This is a genomic window from Streptomyces sp. NPDC088246 (assembly GCF_044741025.1).
GTDB lineage: Bacteria > Actinomycetota > Actinomycetes > Streptomycetales > Streptomycetaceae > Streptomyces.
In genome coordinates this window covers 1-25611 of the sequence record NZ_JBIURV010000049.1, presented here as the reverse complement: position 1 = coordinate 25611, position 25611 = coordinate 1, and the positions used below count along the sequence as shown (strand labels likewise).

General features: G+C 69.0%; 25 protein-coding genes, 1 tRNA gene, 4 pseudogenes and 1 riboswitch. Of the genes and pseudogenes, 13 read left to right on the top strand and 17 right to left on the bottom strand.

The genetic code is table 11. The features are described from left to right. Window positions 1-160: 160 nt before the first annotated feature. The 3 genes from lhgO to ACIPEK_RS38060 all read left to right on the top strand — a co-directional run bounded on the left by lhgO (window position 161) and on the right by ACIPEK_RS38060 (window position 3950). Window positions 161-1417: an L-2-hydroxyglutarate oxidase gene (lhgO, locus tag ACIPEK_RS38070; RefSeq protein WP_402006046.1), complete on the top strand. Its 1257-nt coding sequence runs from the start codon at window positions 161-163 to the stop codon at window positions 1415-1417. Next, window positions 1407-2330, top strand: coding sequence for a tRNA (guanosine(46)-N7)-methyltransferase TrmB (gene trmB, locus ACIPEK_RS38065; protein WP_402006075.1), 924 nt, complete (start codon window positions 1407-1409; stop codon window positions 2328-2330). Before lhgO ends, trmB begins: the two co-directional genes overlap by 11 nt. Window positions 2331-2417: 87 nt before the next feature. Next, window positions 2418-3950: a PrsW family intramembrane metalloprotease gene (locus tag ACIPEK_RS38060; RefSeq protein ID WP_402006043.1), complete on the top strand. Its 1533-nt coding sequence runs from the start codon at window positions 2418-2420 to the stop codon at window positions 3948-3950. 64 nt (window positions 3951-4014) lie between these two features. On the opposite strand, the gene ACIPEK_RS38055 is transcribed toward ACIPEK_RS38060, so the two are convergent. From ACIPEK_RS38055 to ACIPEK_RS38030, 6 genes are all read right to left on the bottom strand, one after another. Further along, window positions 4015-4959, bottom strand: a complete 945-nt coding sequence (locus ACIPEK_RS38055) for an aldo/keto reductase (RefSeq protein WP_402006040.1) — start codon at window positions 4957-4959, stop codon at window positions 4015-4017. Between the two features lie 140 nt (window positions 4960-5099). Next, a complete protein-coding gene (locus tag ACIPEK_RS38050; RefSeq protein ID WP_402006038.1) occupies window positions 5100-6269 on the bottom strand; it encodes a M23 family metallopeptidase in 1170 nt (389 codons plus the stop codon). Window positions 6270-6280: 11 nt separating this feature from the next. Then, window positions 6281-6433: riboswitch (cyclic di-AMP (ydaO/yuaA leader) on the bottom strand. A 329-nt stretch (window positions 6434-6762) separates the two neighbouring features. Then, a complete protein-coding gene (locus ACIPEK_RS38045; RefSeq protein WP_383073008.1) occupies window positions 6763-7851 on the bottom strand; it encodes a PP2C family protein-serine/threonine phosphatase in 1089 nt (362 codons plus the stop codon). Window positions 7852-8165: 314 nt separating this feature from the next. Then, window positions 8166-8239, bottom strand: a tRNA-Met gene (locus ACIPEK_RS38040). Between the two features lie 153 nt (window positions 8240-8392). Continuing rightward, window positions 8393-9592: an SPFH domain-containing protein gene (locus ACIPEK_RS38035; protein ID WP_383072989.1), complete on the bottom strand. Its 1200-nt coding sequence runs from the start codon at window positions 9590-9592 to the stop codon at window positions 8393-8395. A gap of 124 nt (window positions 9593-9716) precedes the next feature. Then, complete coding sequence (locus ACIPEK_RS38030) at window positions 9717-9938, bottom strand: hypothetical protein (RefSeq protein WP_383072988.1); 222 nt, start codon at window positions 9936-9938, stop codon at window positions 9717-9719. Between the two features lie 275 nt (window positions 9939-10213). Here ACIPEK_RS38030 and ACIPEK_RS38025 point away from each other — a divergent pair, with 275 nt between their 5' ends. The 3 genes from ACIPEK_RS38025 (at window position 10214) to ACIPEK_RS38015 (ending at window position 13563) form a co-directional block, all read left to right on the top strand. Continuing rightward, complete coding sequence (locus ACIPEK_RS38025; protein ID WP_402006033.1) at window positions 10214-10624, top strand: SHOCT domain-containing protein; 411 nt, start codon at window positions 10214-10216, stop codon at window positions 10622-10624. Between the two features lie 226 nt (window positions 10625-10850). Beyond that, entirely contained in the window at window positions 10851-12239 is a 1389-nt protein-coding gene (locus tag ACIPEK_RS38020; RefSeq protein ID WP_402006030.1) for an FAD-binding oxidoreductase, read from the top strand. 445 nt (window positions 12240-12684) lie between these two features. After that, window positions 12685-13563, top strand: coding sequence for a hypothetical protein (locus tag ACIPEK_RS38015; RefSeq protein ID WP_402006027.1), 879 nt, complete (start codon window positions 12685-12687; stop codon window positions 13561-13563). Window positions 13564-13787: 224 nt separating this feature from the next. On the opposite strand, the gene ACIPEK_RS38010 is transcribed toward ACIPEK_RS38015, so the two are convergent. From ACIPEK_RS38010 to ACIPEK_RS37980, 7 genes are all read right to left on the bottom strand, one after another. Continuing rightward, entirely contained in the window at window positions 13788-14423 is a 636-nt protein-coding gene (locus ACIPEK_RS38010; protein WP_402006024.1) for a LysE family translocator, read from the bottom strand. A gap of 138 nt (window positions 14424-14561) precedes the next feature. After that, window positions 14562-15233, bottom strand: coding sequence for a transposase family protein (locus ACIPEK_RS38005; protein WP_402006021.1), 672 nt, complete (start codon window positions 15231-15233; stop codon window positions 14562-14564). A 234-nt stretch (window positions 15234-15467) separates the two neighbouring features. Next, the gene (locus tag ACIPEK_RS38000) at window positions 15468-15920 is read right to left on the bottom strand and encodes a hypothetical protein (protein ID WP_402006018.1); all 453 of its coding nucleotides are present in this window, start codon (window positions 15918-15920) and stop codon (window positions 15468-15470) included. A gap of 690 nt (window positions 15921-16610) precedes the next feature. After that, window positions 16611-17543 carry a CPBP family intramembrane glutamic endopeptidase gene (locus ACIPEK_RS37995; protein ID WP_383080656.1) on the bottom strand — a complete coding sequence of 311 codons (933 nt, stop codon included), beginning with the start codon at window positions 17541-17543 and terminating at the stop codon, window positions 16611-16613. A 111-nt stretch (window positions 17544-17654) separates the two neighbouring features. Continuing rightward, entirely contained in the window at window positions 17655-17981 is a 327-nt protein-coding gene (locus ACIPEK_RS37990; RefSeq protein ID WP_402006072.1) for a transposase family protein, read from the bottom strand. A gap of 38 nt (window positions 17982-18019) precedes the next feature. Then, on the bottom strand, window positions 18020-18391 hold the full coding sequence (locus ACIPEK_RS37985; RefSeq protein ID WP_402006069.1) for a helix-turn-helix domain-containing protein: 372 nt from the start codon (window positions 18389-18391) through the stop codon (window positions 18020-18022). Between the two features lie 43 nt (window positions 18392-18434). Beyond that, a complete protein-coding gene (locus tag ACIPEK_RS37980) occupies window positions 18435-19277 on the bottom strand; it encodes an oxidoreductase (RefSeq protein ID WP_402006015.1) in 843 nt (280 codons plus the stop codon). Window positions 19278-19344: 67 nt separating this feature from the next. On the opposite strand from ACIPEK_RS37980, the gene ACIPEK_RS37975 reads away from it, so the two are divergent. Next, the gene (locus tag ACIPEK_RS37975) at window positions 19345-20010 is read left to right on the top strand and encodes a DNA-binding response regulator (protein ID WP_402006012.1); all 666 of its coding nucleotides are present in this window, start codon (window positions 19345-19347) and stop codon (window positions 20008-20010) included. Window positions 20011-20049: 39 nt separating this feature from the next. Here ACIPEK_RS37975 and ACIPEK_RS37970 read toward each other — a convergent pair. After that, window positions 20050-20178, bottom strand: a pseudogene (locus tag ACIPEK_RS37970) (MFS transporter); the annotation flags it as partial. 35 nt (window positions 20179-20213) lie between these two features. Here ACIPEK_RS37970 and ACIPEK_RS37965 point away from each other — a divergent pair. The 4 genes and pseudogenes from ACIPEK_RS37965 to ACIPEK_RS37950 form a co-directional block, all read left to right on the top strand. Beyond that, window positions 20214-20561 (top strand): hypothetical protein, encoded by a 348-nt coding sequence (locus tag ACIPEK_RS37965; RefSeq protein WP_402006081.1) that lies wholly within the window; start codon window positions 20214-20216, stop codon window positions 20559-20561. Then, window positions 20543-20962 carry a hypothetical protein gene (locus ACIPEK_RS37960; RefSeq protein ID WP_402006009.1) on the top strand — a complete coding sequence of 140 codons (420 nt, stop codon included), beginning with the start codon at window positions 20543-20545 and terminating at the stop codon, window positions 20960-20962. The genes ACIPEK_RS37965 and ACIPEK_RS37960 overlap by 19 nt, the downstream gene beginning before the upstream one ends. Before the next feature lie 103 nt (window positions 20963-21065). Then, the gene (locus ACIPEK_RS37955) at window positions 21066-21464 is read left to right on the top strand and encodes a nuclear transport factor 2 family protein (RefSeq protein ID WP_376270732.1); all 399 of its coding nucleotides are present in this window, start codon (window positions 21066-21068) and stop codon (window positions 21462-21464) included. A gap of 239 nt (window positions 21465-21703) precedes the next feature. Beyond that, window positions 21704-22009: pseudogene (locus ACIPEK_RS37950) on the top strand (transposase family protein); the annotation flags it as partial. Window positions 22010-22237: 228 nt separating this feature from the next. Here ACIPEK_RS37950 and ACIPEK_RS37945 read toward each other — a convergent pair. Further along, a complete protein-coding gene (locus ACIPEK_RS37945; RefSeq protein WP_402006006.1) occupies window positions 22238-22807 on the bottom strand; it encodes a helix-turn-helix domain-containing protein in 570 nt (189 codons plus the stop codon). Between the two features lie 71 nt (window positions 22808-22878). Here ACIPEK_RS37945 and ACIPEK_RS37940 point away from each other — a divergent pair, with 71 nt between their 5' ends. Further along, the gene (locus ACIPEK_RS37940; RefSeq protein ID WP_402006003.1) at window positions 22879-23814 is read left to right on the top strand and encodes an alpha/beta fold hydrolase; all 936 of its coding nucleotides are present in this window, start codon (window positions 22879-22881) and stop codon (window positions 23812-23814) included. Window positions 23815-24181: 367 nt separating this feature from the next. On the opposite strand, the gene ACIPEK_RS37935 is transcribed toward ACIPEK_RS37940, so the two are convergent. Both ACIPEK_RS37935 and ACIPEK_RS37930 read right to left on the bottom strand, forming a co-directional pair. Then, the gene (locus tag ACIPEK_RS37935) at window positions 24182-25048 is read right to left on the bottom strand and encodes a hypothetical protein (RefSeq protein WP_402006000.1); all 867 of its coding nucleotides are present in this window, start codon (window positions 25046-25048) and stop codon (window positions 24182-24184) included. 2 nt (window positions 25049-25050) lie between these two features. Then, window positions 25051-25455: pseudogene (locus tag ACIPEK_RS37930) on the bottom strand (hypothetical protein); the annotation flags it as partial. Here ACIPEK_RS37930 and ACIPEK_RS37925 point away from each other — a divergent pair. Beyond that, window positions 25451-25611, top strand: a pseudogene (locus ACIPEK_RS37925) (site-specific integrase); the annotation flags it as partial. The pseudogenes ACIPEK_RS37930 and ACIPEK_RS37925 sit on opposite strands and share 5 nt — an antisense overlap.

The following is a 25611-nucleotide window of genomic DNA, read 5'->3' as shown; positions in this document are numbered from 1 at the left end:
GTGTCACCACGATGTCCTTGCGGCATACAAACAGTGTCCGGACGGCGTCCCGGCGGCATCCGGCCGCCGCCAGGCGTAAGGATTCGGCGCCACGCTGGGCTTCGCTGGTTTGAATGCGATGTCAGTGGGTCAGTGCACTATCGGGGTGGGAGGTGGCGTGATGATGACGCACGCGGCGTACGACTGCGACGTGCTGGTGATCGGCGGCGGGATCGTCGGCCTGTCGACGGCGTATGCGATCACGCGCACCGCTCCGGGCACCCGGGTGGCGGTGCTGGAGAAGGAGTGGGGCCCCGCCCGTCACCAGACCGGGCGCAACAGCGGAGTGATCCACAGCGGCATCTACTACCGCCCCGGCTCGCTCAAGGCCCGTTACGCGGTGCGCGGCGCCGCCGAAATGGTCGATTTCTGCGCCGCGCACGGCATCGCGCACACGGTGACCGGCAAGCTGATCGTCGCGACCGAGCGGTCCGAGCTGCCCCGGCTGCACGCACTGGTCCAGCGCGGCCGGCAGCACGGGCTGCCGGTGCGCGAGCTGGGGCCCGCCCAGATCGCGCAGTACGAGCCGCAGGTGCACGGGCTCGCCGCGATCCGCGTCGGGACGACCGGGGTGTGCGACTTCGGGGCGGTCGCGGCGCGGTTCGCCACCGAGGTGAGCGGGGCGGGCGGAGTGATCCGTTACGGGGCGGAGGTCACCGCGATCGACCGACGCCCCTGGGGTGTGGCGGTGCGTACAGCGGACGGTCCGGTGGTGCGGGCCCGGGTGCTGGTCAACTGCGCGGGGCTGCACTGCGACCGGGTGGCGCGGCTCGCGGGCGACGACCCGGGGGTGCGGATCGTGCCCTTCCGGGGGGAGTACTACGAGCTGGCGCGGCCGGAGCTGGTGCGCGGCCTGGTCTATCCGGTGCCCGATCCGGCGTTCCCGTTCCTCGGCGTGCATCTGACCCGTGGCCACGACGGCAACGTCCACGTCGGGCCGAACGCGGTGCCGGCGCTGGCGCGCGAGGGGTACGGCTGGCCCGTCGTACGCCCCCGTGAGCTGGCGGACACCCTGGCCTGGCCCGGCACCTGGCAGATCGCGCGCAGACACTGGCGGTACGGGGCGGGCGAGGTGCACCGTTCGCTGTCGAAGCGGGCGTTCACGGCAGCCGTGCAGCGGTTGCTGCCCGAGGTCACGGAGTCCGATCTGCGTCCGGCCCCGGCCGGGGTCAGGGCCCAGGCCGTGCTGCGGGACGGCACACTGGTGGACGACTTCCTGATCCGTGAGGCCCCGCACACCGTGCACGTGCTGAACGCTCCGTCGCCCGCCGCGACGGCGTCCCTGCCCATCGGGCGGGAGGTGGCACGCAGGGCGCTGCTCCGGGCACAGGGGACGGGGTGGAAGCCGCCCGCCGTAGAATCGGGGCATTGTGTCTGAGTCCTTGAACCCCTCCGCAGATCCCTCCACGAATCCTTCCGCTCCGACGCCCGGCGAGGCCGCGGCCGGGACGAGCAGCTCCGCAGCCGGGACGGGCACCGTCTCCTCGGTCCACGCCCCCGCCTCCGCCGCTGCCGGAATTCCGGACGATCTGCGCGCCGCCTCCTTCGAGCGGCAGCGCAGGCTGCGCCAGGAGCCGCGCTTCCCCGGCGGACCCGCGATCGATCCGGCCGGATCGCACCACGAGCGCCGGATCCGCAGTTTCCAGCCGCGCCGCAGCCGCGTCACGCCCGGCCAGGAGGACGCCCTGCTGCGGCTCTGGCCGAAGTGGGGCCTGGACATCGACGGGCAGCGCGTCCTCGACCTGCCCGAGCTGTTCGACGGGCTCCCGGCCGTGCTGGAGATCGGTTTCGGAATGGGTGAGGCCACAGCGCAGATGGCGGCCGACGACCCGGGTACGGGCATTCTCGCCGTCGATGTGCACACCCCGGGCCAGGGCAATCTGCTCGGCCTCGCGGACCGGAACGGCCTGTCCAACATCCGGGTCGCCAACGGCGACGCGATCATCCTGCTGCGCGAGATGCTGAAGCCGGACTCGCTGGACGGGCTACGGGTGTACTTCCCCGACCCGTGGCCCAAGAAGCGCCATCACAAGCGGCGGCTGATCCAGCCGGAGTTCCTCGATCTGGTGGCGCAGCGGCTGAAGCCCGGGGCCGTGATCCACTGTGCGACCGACTGGGAGCCGTACGCCGAGCAGATGCTGGAGGTGCTGACCGCGCACCCCCTCTTCGAGAACACCCTGGCGGACGGCGGCTATGCGCCGCGGCCGGCGTTCCGGCCGCTGACCCGGTTCGAGGGGCAGGGCCTCGACAAGGGTCATGTCGTGCACGACCTGCTCTTCGCCCGCCGCTGAGACCTGCGCGCGGAGCCGGTGACGGGGCCTGACGGACCCGTCGCCCCATGGCCAGCTGTCAGTGCTGCTCGTTAGGGTCATCGGGTGGTGTCCGACGGATCTGTCCAGCAGCGCCAGTCGCAGCCGGCCGTCCCGCTTCTCGAGGAGCAGCGGGTCGGCGAGATTTTGGCTGCCGTGCCGGAGCGCAGGCACTGGCGTTACCGGCCGCGCCGCGTCGGCATGGTGTGGCGCAGCAGGACATTCCGCATCGCGGCCGTGTGCACGGTGCTCGCGCTGTGCGGTCTGGCGATCCTGGCCCTGGTCCGCGATCAGACGGGCACCGAGGGGTTTCTCGTAGGTCTGGGTCTCGCCGTGCTGCCCGTCCCACTCCTGATGGCGGCGTTCCGCTGGCTGGACCGGGTCGAACCGGCGCCGTGGCGGAATCTGCTGTTCTCCTTCGCCTGGGGTGCGTTCGCGGCCGCCCTGGTCGCGATCATCGCGAATTCGTTCGCGACCCGCTGGATAGCCACGGCCACCGCCGACCCGTCGGACGCCGACACCCTCGGCGCCACGGTCATAGCACCGGTCGTCGAGGAGAGCGCCAAGGCCGCGGCCGTCCTGCTGATCTTTTTGTTCCGAAGGCGGGAGTTCAACGGAATCGTCGACGGTGTCGTCATCGCCGGCTTCACCGCGAGCGGCTTCGCCTTCACCGAGAACATCCTCTACCTGGGCACCGCCTTCGGCGAGGACCAGCAGATAGGCACCTCGGGCGTCGTCTCGATGACCGCCGCGACGTTCTTCGTACGGGCGGTGATGTCGCCGTTCGCTCACCCGCTCTTCACGGTGCTGACCGGAATAGGTTTCGGGCTCGCCGCGGTCAGTGCGCGGCACCGCCGGATCCGCCGCATCGCGCTGCCACTGCTGGGTCTCGTCCTCGCCATGGGCATGCACGCCCTGTGGAACGGGTCGGCGTCATTGGGCCCGTACGGCTTCTATGCCGTGTACGGGGTGTTCATGGTCCCGGTCTTCGGCCTGGTGACCTGGCTGGCGATCTGGTCGCGCCGGCGAGAGCTGCGTACGCTCTCGGCCGAGCTGCCCGCCTATGCGGCGGCCGGCTGGCTGACCCCCGCCGAACCGCTCGCCCTCTCCTCGATGCGTGCCCGCGGCATGGCACGCGACGCGGCACGCCAACGACACGTCGCCGCAGTCTGGGGAAGCCCGTACGGACCGGGATACGCGCCGGGATACGGGCAGGGATACGGGCAGGGGTATGTGGCGCCCGGGCGCGGGCCGTCGGCTCGTGCCAAAGCACAGGCCAAGGCCAACGGCAGGGCTGCCGCCCGCGCCGTCGCCGAGTACGAATCGTTCGCGACATCGCTGGCCTCGCTGCGCCGACAGGCCCGCCGCGGGGCGGCGGGCCCGGACTTCGCCGAGCGCGAGCTGGAGCTGCTGCATCATCTCTGGCAGCGCAGGGACGTGGCCGCTCCCGCCCTGACGTACGCGGCGCATGCGACGGGCCGCCTGCGCCCACACCGTCTTCCGGCGGCCCCCTACGCATACCCGTTCCCGCAGCACACGCAGTACGGCGGCTACGGCTACAACCCCTATCTGGCCCCGCACCGACCGCCGCCACCGCAGTAGCACAGCGCTCCAGGGGTGCTCGCGAACAGTCGTCCGCGATCCGTGGACGGCTGGTCCGCCCTCGTCAGGCGGATGCCTCGGTGAGGTCCGCCAGTTCCTGCTCGGTCAGCGAGAGGTCGGCGACGGCCACCAGCGCGGGCAGCTGCTCGACCGTACGGGCCGAGGCGATCGGCGCGGCGACGGTCGGCCGGGACGCAAGCCACGCAAGCGCGACGGTCGCGATCTCCGCTTCGCGCTCCTGGGCGACCTTGTCGAGTGCCGCCAATACCTTCTGTCCCCGCTCCGACTCCAGGTACTGACCGGCCTTCTCGGCCCGCGCGCTCTCCACCGAAGCACCCGGACGGTACTTGCCGGTGAGGAAGCCGGAGGCCAGGGCGAAGTACGGGACGGCGGCGAGCCCGGCCCGGGCGGCCGTGTCCTGGAGCTCACCCTCGTACGTGTCGCGGGAGACCAGGTTGTAGTGCGGCTGCAGGGCGACGTAACGGGCCAGCCCCTCGCGCTCCGAGAAGTCCAGGGACGCCTGGAGCCGCACAGGGCTGATGTTGGAGGCGCCGATCTCCCGGACCTTGCCCTCCTTCACCAGCTGATCGAGGGCGGTGATGATCTCCTCTACCGGGACGGTCTCGTCGTCGAAGTGCGTGTAGTACAGATCGATGTGGCCGGTGCCGAGCCGACGCAGCGACTCCTCGGCCGCGGCCTTGATGTTCGCGGCGGAGAGCCCCTTGTACGAGGGGTGGGCGCCGACCTTGGTGGCGACGACGATGTCGGAACGGTTGGAGCGTGCCGCGAGCCACTTGCCGATGACGGTCTCCGACTCGCCGCCCTCGTTGCCCGGGATCCAGGCGGAGTAGGCGTCGGCGGTGTCGATGAAGTTGCCGCCCGCCGCGGCGTAGGCGTCCAGCACGGCGAACGACTGCGCCTCGTCGGCGGTCCAGCCGAAGACATTGCCGCCCAGGGCGAGCGGGAAGACCTGGAGGTCGGAAGGGCCCAGCTTACGAAGAGAACTCATATCTCGGTCAACGGATTCCCGCGGGTCCGCTATTCCGGCAGACCGGCAGCCCTGACGTCGGGGGGTGAGCGTCAGGACTGCCGGGGTTCAACGGCCGGTGAACCGGCTCGGATCACGAAGGCCGGGAGGCGGCCGGCGGATCAGGGGTTGAGGCCCTTGCCGCGCAGCCAGGCCATCGGGTCGATGCCCGTGCCGTCGGGGGTGTGGACCTCCAGGTGGAGGTGCGCGCCCGTGACATTGCCGGTCGCGCCGACCCGGCCGATGGTCTCACCGGTGGTGACCTTCTGGCCGACGCTGACGCCGATCGAGGACTGGTGGCAGAACCACAGCTCCGTACCGTCGTCGAGCTCCAGCACCGTGCGGTAGCCGTACGAACCGGAATAGCCTGCCGACTTGATGGTGCCGCCGTGTACGGCCTTGATCGGGGTGCCGGCCGGCGCCGCGAAGTCGAGGCCGGTGTGGTGGCCGGAGGACCACATCGGGCCGGCCTGGCCGAAGGTCGAGGTGATCGTGTACGAGGAGGTCGGGATGGCGTAGCTGGCGGCGAGCTTGGCGAGCCGCAGGGCCTCGGCCTTCGCCTTGGCTTCCTCCTCCGCCTTCTTCTTCTCGGCGGCGGCCTTGGCCTCGGCCGCGTCCTGCTGCTTCTTGGCCTCGGCGGCGGCCTTCTCCGCGGCCGCCTTCTCCTGCGCCGCCTTGGCCTCGGCGTCGGCGGCGTCCTGCTGCTGCTCGGCCTGCTGGAGGATGCGGGCCCGGAGTGCCTCGCCCGCGTCCGTCGTGCCCTGCTCGGCCTCGGCGGCGGTGAGGCCGGCGGTGGTGAGCGGGGCGGCAGCGGCGGCGGCCTCGGCCTTGTCGGCCTCGGACTCACCGGAGAACAGGGAGCCCACGCCGGGAAGGGACTTGGCGTCGGGGAGGTTGTCCGAGATGGAGTCGGGAAGGGAGATGGAGACCGGCGGCTTGCTCTGCGCGGTGGCCATGCCGCCCGCGCCGACTGCCGCGATGACACCGACCCCGAGCACCGTGGAGCTACGGGCAAGTCCGTTGCGCTGCTTGGCGACGCGGTGCTTGCCACGTACGGGGCGGACGGACTCCTCGGTGGGGTTCCACTCGTCCCAGCTTCTGTCGGGCTCAGCGTTGCCGTCGGCGCGGAATTCGCTGCCGAACTCACCGGCGAAGTCGCCGCCCGTCTCGGCGCCGAACGCCGTTCCCGTCCCGGCGGTTCCGTAGTCGGAGCCGAAATCGGTTCCGAACTCGGAACTGAACTCGGGGTTGAACCGAGAGGGGGCCTCGGGGGCAGGCTTGTTGGACGCCACGGGGGCGCACTCCTTTCCTTCCTTCTCGCCTACCGGGTTAGCTGACGGGTTCGGAGCAGGAAGGTCTCCTACGGGCCCCTCTGCCTCTCACGAGACACAGGTGTCCGATTCACCCCATGTAGGTGGTTCCCCGGTTCCCTTGCGGAATTCGGCGCTCGCGCACGGTGCCGCCACTGACGACGGCTGGGACGACCGCGCTGCGTTATCGAACGTTAATAGACACACGGGTCCGATTCCAAGCTGTTCCCACTGATCGTTCAGGTCTTTGGCCTGGACTTTACGGGACACAACCGGGTGGAATCGGACGAGTTGATCGCCTCTCAGCCATTACCCGGTTTCTGACGTTGCGTCAAATGTTATGCGGAGAGACGCCTTTCGGTTACGTACGGTGGCATCCCGCGCCCCAAGGCCGCACCCCCGGGCCGCGCGAAACACGCACGAGGCACCCGCCCGCACGAAGCACCCGATTCATGCGAAGCACCCGCCCCACCCGTCACATCGTTTCCAGGCCCACGATCTTCACGGTCCTGCGCCGGTCCGGCTGCCCCTCCGCGGGACGTACGACCGCGAGCAGCGCCATGTCGTCGGTCGTCTCGCCGCCCGTGTGCAGCCGCACGTCATCGGTCAGCGCGGACAGCAGCTCCTCGGGCCCCGGAAAGATCCGCCCGTGCAGCCGGGCCGCCGGGTCGTAGAAGACCCCGTCGGCGTTCCGCGCCTCGGAGAGGCCGTCGGTGTAGAGGAGCAGGGTCGTCCCCGCCGGCAGATCCCACTCGTCCGCCCGGTCGGGCCACACCCCCAGGTCCATCCCGAGCGGCAGCGCGGGCACCGTGGACCCCAGCACCTCCACCGCCCCGTCCGGATGCAGCAGGATCGGCTCGGGGTGACCGCGGTTGACGATCCGCACCCGGGACACTCCGGACGGGATCTCGGCCAGTACGGCAGTGATGAACCCCTCGACCGCGTCCAGCCCACCCCGCGCCCCCTCCCGCGCCAGCGCCCGCTCCAGCCGCTGCGCCACGCCCTCCAGCGAACGCTCCTGCTCGGCCGCCTCCCGGAACGCCCCGATGACCACCGCCACCGACTCCACGGCGCCGAGCCCCTTCCCCCGCACATCCCCGACCACCAGGCGCACCCCCTGCGGGGTGTCCGCCACGGCGAACAGATCCCCGCCGACGTACTCGTCAGCCTGCGCCGCCTCGTACCGCGCCGCCACATGCAGCCCGCCGATCCGGTCGGACGGCTTCGGCAGCACCGCCCGCATGGCGGTCTCCGCGATGACCCGCGCGGAGGCCAGTTGCTCATTGCCGCGCCGTACGACCGCGTTGATCACGACCGCGAGGACCGAGACGGTGGCCAGGGTGAGCAGCTCGATGAACGGCACGACCAACGGCAACGGGTTGCTGTACAGCCGCAGCACGGTGACGGCCACCATCGAGGCAAGGCCGGTACAGATGGTGCCGGGCAGCGAGAAGAACGGCGCGGCGATCAGCGGCGCCGCCACGAACAGCGGAATGGCGGTGAAGACCGGCGGGGTGAGGAGATCGAACACCAGCCCGCCGATGATCATCAGGGCGGGCAGCATGCGGACGAACCGCCGGGAACGGGTGCCATCCTCGGCATGTCTGCCGCGCCGCTTCAGCCGCTTCCACACCTGTGGTCTCCTGCCCGGTACGCGCGCGGCTGCGGACGGTACCGCGCCCCACCCCCAGGCTCGCCGGAGCGGAGCCGTGCGGCGACTCCTCATCGACCAATGGGGGTACATGCATGGCACAGCTCACACACCGCCCGGACCCGCTCCTGCATGGGCCCGCAGACCGGCCGCCCCACGCCCCGGAACGCGACGCGGAAATGAATCAGGCCCGGCACGCTGCATGCGTGCCGGGCCTGATTCTTCAGTAGCGGGGACAGGATTTGAACCTGCGACCTCTGGGTTATGAGCCCAGCGAGCTACCGAGCTGCTCCACCCCGCGTCGGTAAACACAACTCTACGGCATGTCCGGCGCACGAATGACCACTCGGCGAATCATGGCCACTCGGCGCCCGGTCCGTGCGCCCCTCGTGGTGACGGCGAACAGCGCGGCTCCCGCCCCCTCGGTTCGTCTCGGTGATACGAGGAGTGGCCTTCAGTTCGTCTCGGTGATGCGAGGTGTGGTCTTCCCGTTGACCGCCGGGGGCTTCATCGGGTTCGCACCGCGTTGCAGCGAGTGGAGGATCGCCAGCCCCTGGCTGACCACGCCCGCCGCCATCTCGTTGACACCATTGGTGCCGTTGAGAACGGTGAGGTCGGCCCCCGACATGCCACGGGCGGCCGCGTCGGCCAGGGCGGGCAGGTTCTCCACAATGCGGTTGGCCGCGATGAGCTCCTGGTTGCCGTCGCGCAGCGAGGTGGCGCGCACACTGTTGGCGTCGGCCTGCGCCTGGGCAAGGGTCCGTTCGGTGTACGCGCTGCCGTCGGCCTCGAACTTCACCCGGTCACGGGCCGCTTCCGCGAGAGTGCGCTGACGGTACGCCTCGGCATCCGCCGGACGCCGGACCTCCGCTTCGAGCCGTTGTGCGGCGAGTGCGGCCTGCCGCTCGGCCAGCGAGGTCTGCTCCTCGATGACCTCCTGCGAGGCCCTGGCCTGGGCGAGCGGTCCGGCCTGCGCAGCGCGGGCGTTGTACTGCTCGGTCTCGGCGAGGAAGCCGGCCCGCTTGATCGCGGTGTCACGTTCGTACTCCGCCTTGAGCGCGGCGGCCTGCTGCTCGCGCTGGCTGGCTTCCTGGTCGGCCTTGGCCTCGGCGATCCGGGCCTGGCTGGCGACCGCGGCGGCGTGCGGGGCGGCGAGGTTGTTGATGTAGCCGGTGGCGTCGTCGATCTCCTGGATCTGGAGGGCATCCACCACGATGCCGAGTTTCTCCATCTCGCCGTGGCTGCCCGCGATGACCTCCTGAGAGACCCGGTTGCGCTCGCGGATGATCTGCTCCACGGTCAGCCCGCCGATGATGGAACGCAGGTGGCCGGCGAAGATCCGGCCGGCGAGTTCCTCCATCTGTTCCTGCTCGGACAGGAAGCGGCGTGCGGCGTTGGCGATGGACACAGCGTCGTCACCGACCTTGAAGACGGCGACCGCGCGGACGTTGAGACGGATTCCCTGCTGTGTCACACAGTCCTCGGTGATCTCCGCCTCGCGCAGCGCCAGGGAGAGCATGCGCGCCTTCTGCTTCACCGGGAGCACGAAACTGCCGTGTCCGGTGACGATCCGGAACTGGGTGTCCAGCGTCTGCCCCTTGGAACCGGATATGAGCATCGCCTCGTTGGGGGCGGGAACGTGCCAGAAGAACATCGGAAGACTCCTGCCGTACGTGACTGCTCGATGTACCTACGTCACTGCTCGACGCAGATACCTCACTGCTCGGCGTGGTGACCTCATTGCTTCGGCTCAGGACGCCAGTCGTCATTGCTTCGGCTCAGGACGGCAGCCGTTCCACGATCACGCCCCGCGCCGAGACCGAGTCGACGACAACGACGCGTGCGTCCCTGTCGATCGACGTCGCCGACCATGCGGTGTAGGCCTCCGACCCACCCCGTACGGCCACCAGTACTTCGCCCGGACCATCGGCGGGAATCGGCACGGTGACGCGGCCGATCGCACCGACCGGGCTCCGGGCGGACTCATCTGCCGTGTGCATGCGCCCTCGCGAGCGTCCCTGCGTACGCCTGCTCACACCGCCGCTCACGCCGCTCTCCGCGTCGCATCTCACGCCGCTTCATGAACACGAGGCGACCCCGCCTCCTGGAGGCCCGGGCCTCCCTCGACACTTCCACGGTACTCCGCACCCGCCCCGGAGGATCTCCCGGCGGACGGCCCCGAACGACAACGAGCGAGGCTAGTTATGTGGTGATATGACTGATTTACTATTCAGCCAGTCGACGCGATGGACTCGCGGTGATCGGGGAGCCGACAGTGGACAGTTACCCCCTGCTCAACCTCTTCTGGACCATGCTCTGGTTCTTCCTCTGGATCATGTGGCTGTTCCTGCTCTTCAAGGTCGTCGCGGACATCTTCCGCAGCGACGACCTCGGCGGCTGGGGCAAGGCCGGCTGGCTGATCGTTTCCCTGCTGCTGCCATACCTGGGCGTGCTCGTGTACGTGATCGTGCGCGGCAAATCCATGGGGGAGCGGGACATCAAGGAGGCGCGGCAGCGTGAAGCAGCCTTCAAGGCGTACGTACGGGAAGCCGCAGGCACCTCCGACGCGAGCGGCCCGAAGAAGGGCGGTCACGTCGACGACCTGGCGAAACTCGCCGAGCTGAAGGACCGGGGCGCCATCACGGACGAGGAGTACCAGCGGGCGAAGACGAAGCTCCTCGTCTGAGCACATCCCCGCAGCCGTGACGCGTATGTCTCCCTCCACCCGGTCCGGCGAACTGGCACGGCCCCCGGACCGCGGGGAGGCTTGAGACATCAGCCCACGGTGGCCGCATCCGCCGGCGGTTCCGGGGGGGGGGGCGAGCTCCGGGTACGTCTGCGCACTCCGACGGCCCGACAGGGCGGCCGGGTGGAGCGGTCCCCATCTCGGCGAGCAGGAAGACGGCCGGATCATGAACGGCACCACGCTCGAAACCCTGAACGCGATGCGAAGCGCGTTGCGCGGTCCCGTCATCGGTCCGCAGGACCCGGAGTACCGAACCGCCCGCACGATCTACAACGCCATGATCGACAAACGTCCGGCGGCCGTGGTGCGGTGCAGCGACACGGCGGACGTCATGGCCGCGGTCGACTTCGTCCGGGACGAGGGTCTCGTGCTCGCGGTCCGCGGCGGCGGACACAGCGCCGCCGGCCTGTGTCTGGCGGACGACGGCGTCACCATCGACCTGTCACCCATGCGCTGGGCACACATCGACCCCACCGCGCGAACGGCCACGGTCGGCGGCGGCGCCACGCTCGGCGACCTCGACCACGCAGCGCACGCCTTCCAACTGGCCACCCCCGCCGGAATCCAGTCGACCACCGGCGTCGGCGGCCTCACCCTGGGCGGCGGCCACGGCCATCTCACCCGCAGATACGGCCTGACGGCCGACAACCTGCTGGCCGCGGACGTGGTCCTGGCGGACGGCACTGCGGTGACGGCGAGCGGCACCACCCACCCGGACCTGTTCTGGGCGCTGCGCGGCGGGGGCGGCAACTTCGGCATCGTCACCTCCTTCACCTTCCGGATGCACCCGGTGGACACCGTGGGCGTCGCCATCACCCTCTGGCCGGTCGACCGGACCCCCGAAATACTGCGCTGGTACCGCGACTTCCTGCCACAGGCCCCCGAGGACCTGAACGGCTTCTTCGCCGCGCTCACCGTGCCGCCCGGTCCCCCGTTCCCGGAGGAGGTCCAGGGGCAGAAGATGTGCGGTGTCGTGTGGTGCTGGACGGGCGACCCCGGCCTCCTCGAAGCCACCCTGAAACCCGTGAACGACCCCGGCCCGCCCGCCTTCCACTTCACGGCACCGATGCCCTACACCGTCCTGCAGTCCATGTTCGACGAACTGCTCCCTGCCGGCCTGCAGTGGTACTGGCGCGGCAACTTCTTCGACCGGATCACCGACGACGCCATCGCCGTACACGCCAGGTACGCCGAGAACCTCCCCACCGACCTGTCGACCACGCACCTGTACCCGGTCGACGGCGCCGCCCACCGGCCGGGCCCCGACGACACCGCCTGGGCCTACCGGGACGCGGTCTGGTCCGGCGTGATCGCGGGCATCGATCCGAACCCGGACAACGCCGAGAAGCTCAGGCAGTGGTGCGTCGACTACTGGGAGGAGCTGCACCCGCACTCCTTGGGCGGTACGTACGTGAACTTCATCGGCGCGGGCGAAACCCCGGACCGGGTACGCGCCACCTACCGCGACCATTACGACCGCCTCGCGGCCATCAAGCGCACCTACGACCCGCACAACTTCTTCCACGCCAACCAGAACATCGAGCCGGCGGCCTGACCCGGCCGCGGAAGCGGGCTGCGGGTGCTCGGCTGCTCTCGGCATCCATGGCGACAGCGGCGCCCTTGTGGCCGCTCAGCCGTCGCTGACCGACTGCCGCACACCCGGATCGATCGTGGTCGTCGCATCGCCGGACCCTGAGCCACCGTCAGCCGGACCGGCCGTCAGCACATCGCCGTGGACCCCTTCCAGTCCCGTACACGCGAAGACCCGCGCCGGTATCCGGTATCGGCCGCGTACAGCTCACCGTCCACGGGAGTGTCGCACCGTCTACAACACTGTAGACGGTCTACGTTGCACGGGCGTAGAGATGCGGCGAGAGGCCGGCGCGCAGGCGCTGTCGGAGCGCGAGCCGGGCGACTGATGCCGTTCACCGCTGTCACACAACAACGGGTCGCCCACTGCCCGCGCAGTGGAGCGCCGAACGGTCGACCAGGAGTGCGCTTTGGGACAGTCGGAATTTCTCACCGCGGTGGATGTCGCCAGTGAGCGCCGGTACGTGATGAAGAAGCTCCCGGAGGTCACTCTGGCCTTCTGGATCATGAAGATCGCCGCCACCACCCTCGGTGAGACTGCCGGAGATCTGTTCTCCCAGACGCTGCGACTGGGCTATTTCCTCACCACGATCGCACTGTTCCTGGTGTTCGTGCTGACGTTGGTGGTGCAGCTGCGCTCCAAGCGCTACAACCCGTTCTTCTACTGGACGGTCATCCTGTCCACAAGCATGGCCGGCACCACCATGTCGGACTTCATGAACCGTGACGCCAGCGCCGAGTACCTCACGGCGGGCACGACCTCGCTGGGCTGGGGCCCGCAGGGCCTGGGCCTCGGATACCCCGCAGGTGCCGCGATCCTGATCTCCCTGCTGATGGCCATCTTCATCGTCTGGAAGCTCACCGGACAGACCTTCGCCATCCGCGACATCGTCACCTTCCGCGGTGAGGCCCTCTTCTGGTCCGCGATCCTGGTGTCGAACACACTGGGCACGTCCATGGGCGACTTCCTCTCCGACAGCTCCGGCCTCGGCTACGCCGGCGGCGCCCTCCTCGTCACAGCACTCCTGGCCGTGCTCGCAGCCCTGATGCGGGTGCCGGCCGTCCCCCATGTCGCGCTGTTCTGGATCGCCTTCGTTCTCACCCGCCCCCTGGGCGCCACCGCCGGTGACTTCCTCACCAAGCCTGCCGCCAAGGGCGGTCTCGATCTCGGCACACCGGGTTCCTCGGCCGTACTCCTGGTCATCCTCCTCGGCCTCATGGCCCACGCCCACGCGCAGGAGCGCAAGAACACCGCCCAACGGCGCGCACGCGACGCCCAGCCGTCGTAACCACACGTTCCTCTGTTGTGCGCGACCGCAACGGCTCGTCCGACACTCCGAGACGTCTCTTCCAGGCGATCTCGATGCCGAGTTGCGAACCCCAGTTCCTCGACGGGACTGGCGCAAGAGCCCCCGTACAACGGAGCGCCCCGCCCGGCAGAAAACGCTTCCGACTCACCCCTCCGTACCTGGACCCACTATCCGGCCAAGGCAGCGTGACGCGCGGTAGCGGTTCACACTGCGGGGCGCTCGACCGCGAGTCCGACACCGAACGCCGCCAGGATCGCGCCCCCCACACGGAGAATCGCGCGGGTCACCCGCGCGTCGCGCAGCATCTTCGCAGCGGCGCTGAAGACCAGGGCGTATGCGACCAGTGACAAGAAGCCGATCACCGCGAACACGGCACCGAGGATCAGGGTGTCGACAGGCCGCGCGCCGTGGTCGATGAACTGGGGGATGACACTGGTGAAGACGATCACGGTCTTCGGGTTGGAGAGGTCGCTGATAAGGCCCTCCCGGAACGCGCGCCGCCGGCTGTGCGGTTTGCCGACACTTGAGGGCACTACGCCGTGATCTGGCGACGCGGCGGGGGTCCGGGTCAGCAGGAGCTTAATGCCGAGGTAGACCAGGTATGCGGCTCCGAGGTACCGAACCACGTCCAACGCGAGTTGCGAAGACACGAGCAGTGCGGTCAGGCCGGCAACCGAGGCCCCGGCCCACACCAGATCGGCGGCCAGGACTCCCAGCGCGGTGAGGAGCGCTGGACCTCGGCCACGAGCGACCGCGCTCTTGAGGACCAGCATCACCGCGGGTCCCGGAATGATGACCAGGACCACGGACAGAGCAGAGAAGGCGAGTATCGACGACATGGACGCATTATCACCATGACCTCAGCACTGGACCCTGTGGAGCCTCAAGGAATCCTGACGGACACCAGCAGCCGATCAATGTCTCCGGCCGGCCAATCGAGCCCGGCCACTAGGTACAGAACGGGGCTGGACGTTGTCTCAGCGGTTGACTTCGAGATTTGTCAGGGCGAACAGGGCACGCAGGAGGCGCGTGGCGCGAGCGGGATCGGTGCGGAGCTTGGTGAGGATCCGCCAGTTCTTGAGGTGGGCGAAGCCGTGTTCGACCGGTGCGCGTCCGACGGCGAGGACTCGGTTGGCGGTCTTCTGGCCGGGCGTGAGCTTGTGGGTGCGGCTGGCGTGGAAGCCGGTGACGATCACGGGGTCGAGTACGTCGTTGTCCGAGCCGCGGAAGCCGAGGTCCGCCAGCGCCCCGAGGCCGGCGGCGCGTAGGTGGGCCAGGATGTGGTCGTGGCGGGCGGCAGTGTTGTCATGGGTGCGGCCGGGTCGGGCCGCAGATATCCAGATCAGGCGGCCTCTCTCGTCGGTCAGGGCGAGTAAGTGCAGGCCATGATGATGGTGTTTGCCGGAGTAGTTCCGCCGGTCGGCCTTTCCGGTGCGGCGCTGGGTGGGGATGAGGGTGCCGTCGATCAGGACCACCTCCCCGCCCTGCCGGGCAACCTTCTTCAGGGCACGGTCCAGGCGCGGTGCCTGGGCGGCGAGCAGGGTGATCAGCTCGTCGCGCCAGCGGCGGACGGTGGACTCGGACACGTTGTTCCCGCCGGCCACGTCGGCCAGGCTCTGGTCGTGATGCAGGACGGCCAGGACGATCACCGCGATCTTCCCGGGCGGCAGGCTCCGCCACCTGGACCGTATTGCCTTCAGGTGGCGACGCAGTAGATCGGCGAGGTGGTTGACGGTCCGCGTGGACAGCGGCAGACGGCACTAATAGACAAGCGGGCAGGTGTCGTCGGCGCGTTCTTTGGTTTTCGTCACACAAATCCAACGGCCGCCGGGGGCACCGTGGTTACGCCCACGGCGCACCTCTGCGGGCGATAGCGTCCCCGGTCACAGGCGGGTGGTGAAGCGGCCGTCGGACAGTTTCCGCAGCCAGCCGCGATCAACGAGTCTGACAAGCCTCCCACGCAGCGGCTCCAGCTTGGACCGCAAGGTGACGTCGACTCCCAGCATCTCGCCGACCTGCCGGGCCATGACCGGCCCCGCGGCCTGTCGCACAGCGGCGAGAATGCGCTGGTAGTCCGGCGGAAGCATGGTCTCCTCCATGTCCGGCGTACGGTGCGGGATCAGCATCACCGCCCGGCCACCCACCTGCCCCGGTGCCGGCGCAGCCGAGGCGCGCTCGTCGGCGAGCTGCTCGCTCACCCTCTCAAGGACCCGCTCGGCGACGGCGAGTTCGTCCCGCTCGGCCCGCACCTCCGCCAACTGCTTGGCCAGCTGTTCTTCGAGTCCGTCCAGTTCTGCACGTCGCGCGGTGATCCGCTCCAGCAGCTCGGGATCCATGCACCGGACCGTAGAAGGCCGCCCGGCCCCAGCGGGCTGTAACCAGCGAACCGTCCGACTCCGTCAGACGATCTACTCCGCAGACACCCGCCGACGACCAGCGTGAGCAGCCCGAGAGCCGGTCACACCAGCCCTTTGACCTGCGTCTTCAAGATGGCGGAGGCTCACTCGATGGCCTCCACCCGATGAACATCCACCCGGTGCACGATGCGCGCCGCGGATGGATGTCGGGTAGGAGTGGCGCGCATCGGGTGGGCTCGGTGCGGTGTTCCGGGTGGGCCCGGTGCGTCGCGTTTCCCCTTGACACAGGCCTGTGTCAAGGGGAAACGCGGCAGGGTGCACCGGGGTGGATGCCGAGCATCGTCACCGGCGATGTCGTGCACTGAGCCTCCGCCAACTTGAAGTCACAGGTCAAAGGGCTGGTGTGACGGTCTTCCGGAGTACTCGCGCTGGTCGTGTGCGGCAGTCTGCGGAGTAGATCGTTTGTCAGCGTGTTTTCGACATGGACGTTCAGGATGGGAACACCAATGTCCGTTTGCGTGGCTCCGCCCCTGGACGGGTGCGGTGCGTGGGGCGTACGTCAACGGGTTCGCGCAATGTGGATGAGCACCTGGCCGTGGACTCTCAGCCCGCACCGCCTTGCCCAGGCCTTGGTGGCTCGGCCCGTGGTCGGCCCCGCAGAACACGCACTTACAGTCTGCGGATCGATGCGGGGTGAGGGACGGTTCGGGCCGTGTAGAAGGATGGCTGGAGTCGGCCGGTCAGCGCCAGGAAGGCGACGAACGCGCCTGTGACGATCCAGCCGGGCCATCCGGCCATGCTCATGTGCAGGGGATCCAGTGCTGCCTTGGAATCGGCGAACTCCGTGACCATGGCGACACTCACCGAACTCACGAACGCATGGCCGATGACGGCGGGTACGACCGAGCCGGAGCGCAGACGCAGCCATGTGAAGACTGGCAGGATGAGGAGGCAACTCACCAGCATGGCGGGCACCGACACATACCAGGGCCGACCTGGGTACTGGCCGCCCATCAGCAGCGTGGGCAGGTGCCACAGGGCGAAGGCCGCGCCGGTGATTGCGTACGCCCGTATCAGGCTCCGGCGGTCACCGTCCTGTGCGAGGCGCGGAAAAAGGTAGCCCTGCCAGCCCAGTTCCTCGCCGAAGAACAGCGGAAGCGACACCAGCATGTTCAGCACCGCTGCGGCCGCCCACGAGCCGAGCCCGTTCCAGTGCACTCCACCGAACGGGTAGCGGCCGGCGAAGGTGCCGATGACAAGAGCAGCCGTGGTGAGGCCGGCGGGGACGACGAAAGCCATCAGGCACGCCCGTGCAGCACGCCCCCAGGGCTTCGTCCAGCGCAGGGCGAGCGTGTCCCGCACCCGGCCGCTGCGCTCGACCCAGCGGACGACGAGGATTGCGGCGAGGGCAGGCGCCAACATCGCGGCCGCGATGCACACCTGCTCCAGTGCACCGGTCTCCTCGCGTGCGTCACCGCGCTGGTAACCGCTGGCCAGGAGTGGTGACATGGCCGCCCACATGCCGATGTAAGCGACTCCGAGGAAGATGAACAGACCACGTCGCCGGTTGACGAGCGGTAAGTGCCTGGTTGAAAGCGTCATGACGTGAAACCTACGGATCGGCGCAGCAGCGAGGAATCCAGCTAGAGCGCATATCGACAGTGGAGCTGACTCCCCTTCCTGCAGGGAGACCTCTCCACCCATCGAAGAAAGTCAGCGGTTGACTTCGAGGTTCGTCAGGACCAGCAGAGCGCGCAGGAGGTGGGTGGCACGAGCGGGATCGGTGCGGAGTTTGGTGAGGGTCCGCCAGTTCTTGAAGTGGGCGAAGCCGTGTTCGGCTGGTGCGCGTCCGGTGGCAAGGACGCGGTTGGCGTCCTTCTGGCCGGGTGTGAGCTTGTGGGCGCAGGTCGCTGTGAAGCCGGTAACGATCACGGGGTCACGTACGTCGTTGTCCAGGCCGCGGAAGCCGAGGTCCGCGAGGGCCCCGAGGCCGGCGGCGCGCAGGTGAGCCAGGACGTGATCGTGGCGGGCGGCGGTGATGTCGCGGGTGCGGCCGGGCCGGGCTGCGGATATCCAGATCAGGCGGCCTCCAGTTCGGGGGTGCTCCAGCGGGACAGCGGCGCGCCGGTCTCGGCGGGCAGTTGGCAGGCCAGGGCCTTGACCTGGGCGGCCTGCAGCGGGGTGAAGGAGGGCGGGCGGCCGGTCCGCTTGCGGTCCGCCAGGCCGGGCATACCCAGCTCGGCGAAGCGGCTCCGCCAAATGCGCACGGTATCCACGTGCACGCCGACCCGCTCGGCGACCCGTGCGTTCGGGAGCCCGCAGTCGGCCAGCAGCACAATCTGCGCGCGCACCCGCAGCCGGAGCTCGGTCTTGTGGCCCCAGGCCGCCTTCTTCAACCGGTGTCGCTCGGTGGCGGTCGGGGATATCGGGCGGGCGGCCGCAACGGGCATGGCAGGCAAGACGATCAGGAGAAGTGGATCAGCAGCCGCCCAGTTAGCCTCGCAGGTCACACAGGTCCTCGTCACTGAGACTGAGATCGTTCGCCGCGAGGTTCTCCTCCAGGTGATCGAGAGAACCGGTGCCCGGAATCGCCAGCACCGAGGGCGAGGTCGCCAGCAGCGAGGCGATCGCGACCTGCGCAGTGGTCGCGCCCAGGCGTGCTGCGACCTTGCCAAACCGTTCGGCGTCGAGCGGGCCGCCACCACCGCCGAGCGGGAAGTACGGCACGTACGCGGTGCCCGCTTCCTCGCATTCCGCCAGCAGCCCCACGTCACCGGTGTGCCGGTTCTGCACCGCCGCGACGGGCGCGATCGCCCGGGCCTCGGCGAACTGGGCGGCGTCGACGTTACTGACGCCCAGGTGCCGGATCAGCCCCTCCGCGCGGAGCTCGGCGAGCACCGCGAACCGTTCGGCAATCGACTCGCCGCCCGGTCCGGTCATCCCGCCGACCCGCAGATAGACCAGATCGAGCCGGCCCAGCCCGAGGGAGCGCAGATCCGCCTCGACCAGGCCGCGCAGCTGATCAGGTGTCGCCTGCTCGCTCGGCACACCGTTTGGTCCGGGCAGCGGCCCGACCTTCGTCGCGATCACCAGGTCGTCACGATAGGGGGTCAATGCCGTACGGATCAGCTCATTGGCCCGCACCGCTCCCCTGCCGTAGAAGCCAGCCGTGTCGATGTGGTTCACGCCCAGCTCCATAGCGCGCCGGAGCACCGCGATGCCGCTCTGCGGGACTCGTGGCGGGCCGTCAAAGGTGCCCATCGCCAAGCGCATTGCGCCGAAGCCGAGCCGGTTGATGGTCAGGTCTCCGCCGAGGGAGAAAGTCTTGATCGTCATGACGCTCATGGTGTCCGCCGCCACGACGCCCGGCGAGCTCGTGGCAGCTTGCTGCCAGACTGGAGGGATGCGGAACGAACAGGTGTTTTCAGTGCAAGGGGACGCAGAGTTGATCGCGCGGGCCGGTCATCTCTTCGAGTCCGCGCAGACCGAGTTCCTGTGTGCCGCCCGGGACCTCAAGACCTGGTCGCAGCCGGAGGCCAGGGCCGCGATCGGGAACCGGATACGTGCTACGGATTCCTCTGACTTCACCTCTCGCAAGCTGCTGAGCCCGGTCGCGCTCGTCGACGAGGAGGCCCGCGCGCACCTGCGGCTGGTGCAGAGCAAGGGGGCACTCGTTCGGATCAGCGGCTCGCAGCTGCCGCACGAGACCATCCTCATCGACCGGCGGGTGGTGATCCTCGCCGGCCAGCACACGCCCACCGGCCGTGAGTACACCGTGACGACATCGCAGCTCCTGGTCGACGGCGTCCACTCGCTGTTTCGGGCGATCTGGGACACCGCCGTCGATCTCGACACCTACCTGCGCAGCAACGTCCCGCACCTCGATGCCGACGGCCGCGTGATCCTCCAATCCCTCGCTTCGGGACTCACCGACGCAACCGCGGCCAACCGGCTCGGTGTCTCGCTACGCACCTACCGGCGGCGCGTAGCCGAACTGATGGCCAAGCTCGAGGCCGACTCACGCTTCCAGGCCGGGCTGCGTGCGGGCGAGCTGCGGCTGCCCCGCTGAGACCGTAGTGATCGCATCCCGTCAGCGGTCTGCACATCCCTGCCAGTCGCTCTGCCGGCCCAGCCAGGTCCCGGCAGGAACACCGAGTACAAGGGCGAGCGAACCGGCAATGGACAGCGCAGCGACCACACGCCCGCGGACCTCGGGTGCGAACAGGCCCACGCATACGCCGGTTCCGTTGCGAGAACACCGCCTGCACTGCGGTGACCTTCGCCGAGCAGGTCGCAGGCCTGACGACCCCGCACAGCCGCTACACCCCAATGCTGATCGGGATGTTGACACAGATCGGGCCGGCCCTGGCCGGCCGGGCAGGGGCCCGACTGGCAGCCGCGGTCGGCATCACCGCGGGCAAGGACACGCTGCTGCGACTGGTCAGAGCCCTGCCGGAGCCGGAGACCGGCGAAGTGGAGGTGCTCGGCGTGGACGACTTCGCTTTCCGCAAGGGCCGCCATTACGGCACAGTGCTGATCGACATGGCCCCCCACCGTCCGCTGCACCCGACCGCTACCACCTGTGGGCCAATCTCGGCCAAGTGGTCGAGAAGACGGTGAACGCCCATCGCTCCCGCCTGTCCGAAGCACCCGAGGAACCCACAGACACTCCCGACGAGCCGCAGGTGGTCCAGCCGCCGGCAGAGCTGAAGATCGTGACTCGGCTCCGTGAGCAGCATGCCGCCGCCCACGAGCTGTGGGCCCAGGGCATGGCGAAGGCGGCGATCGGCCGGAAGCTCGGGCTGCACCAGGCCACCGTCCGCAAGCTGGTGGACGCCCGCTCCGCCGACGATGTCGTCGCCAAGAGCCTGCAGCGGACGCACATCATCGACCCGTACGTCGGCTACTTGCACCGGCGCTGGAACGAAGGCGTCAGAAGCGCCGCGCGGCTCTACCGCGAGATCCAAGAACTCGGCTATCCCGGTGGCGAGTTAGCCGTCCATGGCTCTATCGAGCAGTAGTGGTTCCAGGGCTGTTGCAAAGTCGCGTGATCTCGTGGGTGTGCTGGGCCGAAGTCGCCTCGACGCCATGTCCGTTGCCCCCTGCCGGTGTTACTGTCGCGCCATGTCCAAGATCGAGATTGACGCGATAACCGCCGAATTCTTCGGAGCCTTCGACAACCGCGGCGGCAAGGCCGCGGACGTGGCCCGGATCCGTCGGCTGGTCATTCCGGGTGGTGTGATCGTGCTGACCGGGCCGAAGTACACGGTCTACACCGTGGACGAGTTCATCGAGCCGCGCGAACGCCTGCTCGCCGACAGCCGGTTGGTCGAGTTCTCGGAGTGGGAGACCTCCGAGCGGACCGAGATCGCGGGCGACATCGCGTCGCGCTTCGGCGAGTACCGCAAGGCCGGCGTCCTGGACGGCGAGCCGTTCGAGGGCGGCGGGACCAAGACCTTCCAGTTCATCCGCACCCCGGAGGGCTGGCGGATCGCGGCGTTCTCCTGGTACGACCAGCCCTGAGCGCAGCAGCCCGCGGGGCCTCACTATTCCGTCCCGTGAGGTCGGGAACGCGGCCGGCGGGCGGCCTCCGCCGGGTGAATCGGCTGTCCGGGCAGTGGGGGCGCTTCAAAGTCCCCGTGATCACGTGAGTCCGCAGGTCGCGGCGGTCCAAGGAGTGCGGGCCGGGCCGTCACGCACGCCACGAAGCTCCGGTTGACCGGGGCGACCTTCCCACGTCGCCTCGTACCACCGGAGCTTCGATGTGTCGTCAGTCTGCCACCGCCTGTCTGATCAAGTCGCCCGCTCTGGAGGACACCGCAGGGTTGTCGCTGGTGGAGCGGTTGCGGCTGTTGCCGGATCCGCGTCGGCGTCGAGGGGTGCGTCACCCGTTGGTGGCGGTGCTGCTGGTTGCCGCCTCGGCGGTTGTCGCCGGCGCACGCTCGTATACGGCCATCGGCCAGTGGTCCGCGAACGCGCCGCAGCATGCCCTGGCCCGCCTGGGTGCCCGGGTCGTGGGGGCGTTGAGCGTGCGCGTCGCGCCGAGTGCCGCCACGACTCGGCGGGTTGTCGGCCTGATCTGCCCTGGTGGCCCGGCCGATCTGACCGGCGCTGATCCTGCCGGCTCGGACTCGGTGGCGATCGACGGCAAGGCCGCCCGCGGCTCCCGACACGGCCAGACGCCCAGCAACTACAAGATCACCGGACTTTGCAACGGCCCTGGTAGTGGTTCTGGCACAGATTCCGTTTGCGCCTCACGGCGCAAACGGAATCTGTGCCAGAACCAAGTTTCGATGTCACTCGCTGGACCCCGAAGAGGAGTCCCGGTCCTGCTGAGGCCGTTCCTCGATGGGGAACAGGATCGGACTCAGCAGATGAAGGCCGCGGTGTGCTGTGGGCTTGTTGTCCATCCTGGACACGATGGCGGTGCGGACCTCGGCGATGAGCTCGGCAAGTTCGTCCTGGCTCAGCCAGAGCGGGACCTGGATGTAGCCCACCGAGTCAGCGGTCGGCTCGGCGTGATCCCGGTCGAGGTAGGCGTTGAATTCAGCGTGCAGGGCGGCCATGGCGGCCGTGAACCCGTGGCGGTGGTCTTCCAGGGACATCGACGCGGCCGCATCGGCGTCGATCGTTGCGCGCTCACGGCGCAGGCGGTAATGCCGTTCGACGGCGCCGTGTACGCGCTGTTCGTCGATGACTTCCAGGATTCCGGCGTCGGCCAGCAGGCCGACGTGCCGGTACAGGGTGGTCTTGGGGACGTCGGGCAGGCTCACGCACAGGTCGGAGGTGGTGCGCGTGCGTCCGCCGGACATGGCGTGCACGATGCGCACCCTCACCGGATGCAGGAGCAGTTCAAGCGTGTCCACCAGGCCACGATCCCACATCCGGTACCGTTCCCAAAATTGGAAACGCAGTGCCGACAGTGAGGAAGTCAGCGATGCAGAACCAGCCGCCCGGGGCGCTCCCGACCACGACGGCCGAGGCGGTACCACCGCTCGGGGAGTACTGCGAGGTGGAGGGGCGCCGGTTACTGCTGCACCGCTTGGGCAGCGGGAGCCCGTCAGTGGTCTTCCTGCCCGGGGGCGGCACGGTCGGCCTCGACTACTGGAACGTCCAGGAGAAGGCAGCCGAGCTCACCACAAGCGTGGTGTACGACCGGGCCGGAACGGGGTGGAGCGACCGCGTCGAACTGCCGCGCACCTCGGCAGAAGTGACCGACGAACTGCACCACATGCTGCGGAGCGCGGACATTCCCGCTCCGTACCTGCTGGTCGGGCACTCTCTCGGCGGCCTCTACGCCCGCCACTACGCGACGCGGTTCCCGGATGAGACGGCCGGTCTGCTCCTGCTGGATCCCGCACACGAGGACTACAACGCCTATATGCCCCAGCAGCTGGTCGACCAGTGGGAGTCCTGGGACCCGGACCAGGCGCTTCCCGACGAGTTGCCAGACGAAGTCGTCCAGATGTACCGGAGCCTGTTCGCAAAGGAGTTGGCCGACTGGCCCGAGGGCATCCGGGGGCCGCTCACCGAACGCCATGTCAGCCCGGAATGGCTGCGGGTCGGCTTCCAGGAAGCGAAGAACGTCAATCAGCTCTACGACGAGATGCGTCGCGCGGCGCCACTGCCGGACGTACCGATGATCGTCCTCACCGCCATGGGCATCGATGCCTTCAAGGAGGCGGTTACGGTTGGCGAGTCGGAGTCGCTGTTGGAGGAGGAGATCCAGGGCAAGGCGCGTCTCTACACGGCGTTGGCTGCATCGGTCCCCCGCGGCGAGAACCGCCTCATCGACGGCGCCGGACACGTCACCATGCACTGGCGACGTCCTGACGCCGTGCTGCAGGCGGTCCAGGACCTGCTCGGCAGGTGACGGCCAACGTCAACGGAACACCAGCCGACAACGGCCAGGCTCCTTTGTCGGCGAACACAGAACCGCAGCTCTGCCAGGCCATGTCCCTGACGTCTCTCACCACCACACATCCGCCTGACCAGTATGAATGGACCCGACCTCTAGATAAGCCTGGCTCCAGCCGGCTACGACGAGGCCACCCTCTATATCTCCAGCCTCGCTGTCCCTGCGGTTGCAGACCGCGTCCTCCGCGAGTTCAAGCCCAGGCTGCAGTCCGCCTCTGGCCGCTTCTCCCAACCGGTCATGGCTAGCGAGTACCTCCAGGGGATCGAACGCGGAAACAACCTGGAACTCGAAGCGCCCTTGCGGGGGCACCTCACTCACCTGCTCAGTTGACCCACCCTGTCCGCCTGCTGAGAGGCAAGCGGACAGGGTGTCGATGGGCGTCACGCTTCAGATGTTGATTCCGCCCTCGACGCAGACGAGGGCGCGCAGTCTCCGTACTCGGGAGGGCGGCCGGCGGAGCGATGTGCCGACTCTGTTTCGTCGGTCGCTGGTCGGCTCGCGCAGCGGTGGGCGTCCCGGCGGGTACGAGATCAAGCCGGTACGGGCGCCAGACGAGCACCTCGCTGACGGAGTCCGCGCTGTCGAGCTCCCGTTGCGCTGCAACCATGCGCAGGAGGATCGTGGGGTTGTGTCCGGCCCGCTGGGCTTGATCCAGCATGGCCGCCAGGGCAGGCCAGCTGTCCTCGGACTGGACGCGGCTGGCCAGTTCGGGCAGTGCGGAACGGATTGCGGCGACCTGGTTGTGCTGTGTCTGGGCGGAGAGCCTTTCGCCGTATGCGCGCATGTCGGCCAACGGGCCTGCAGCAACAGCCCGGTACGCCGTGCGCAGGTGCATGGCGGTTTGGCTTGCGGCTTCGGCTTGTTGGGCGTGCTGGTGGGCGGCATGCCAGTGCCCGGCGGCAATGACGGCGAGGATCAGAACGTCCAGGACCAGGGCGGTGGTGGCGCCGTCTGAACCGTGTCCGAGGGCATGCCCGGGGTGAACGATCTGGCGGGCGGCCCGTCGCAGGGCGTACATCTGGGTCTGCTCGCCGCGAATGTTGGAGCGGCTTGCCCGCTCGAAGGTCCGTGCGGCATCTCGGAGTTCCTCATGTGGACGGCCCAGGGTGGTTTGGGCGAGGGCGTCGAGGACTTCACCCACCCCGACGAGGTTGGCAGCCACGGCCTCGTCGTCGGTGGAGGCGATCACGGCGTGGGCGGGGTGTCGGTGATCGAACGGAACACCGCGGCGGCCGAGGCGTTGACCGTGATCAGCGGATCGTGGACGCTCTCGGTGATCACATCCAGCAGCCGCGACTTGCCGCACCGCTTCGCCGGCCCCACCACGGCCAACCGTGGAGCGTGCTGCCACGCCGTCTGCAGGTGCGTCGCCGCAACCCACAGGGTTACCGCCGTGAAGGCTTCCTCGCCAGGCAGCACGACGTACCGGTGGAGCTGCTCCCGCAGCTCCGTCAGCACCCGCTCACCCCCGGAGGCCGAGGAGTTGTCGGGTCCGTCCACGGACGGTCCAGGCTCGGACGGCTGACCGGGGATGGCGACCGGCGGCCAGGAAGGCTTGTCGAGGGTGGAATAGGGATCGGCTCCGGCGTGTTCCACGGTCGAGCTGGAGTCCGGCAAGCGCCCGAAGCCCCTGCTCTGGACGACCCAGCGGGTGGAGCGCTGGCGTGCCACCGGTGAGCTGCCGTCACCGGTGATGGTCTGGACGCCTCCGCAGTTCGGCACGTTCCTGGACGCGGCCGAATCCGATCGGCT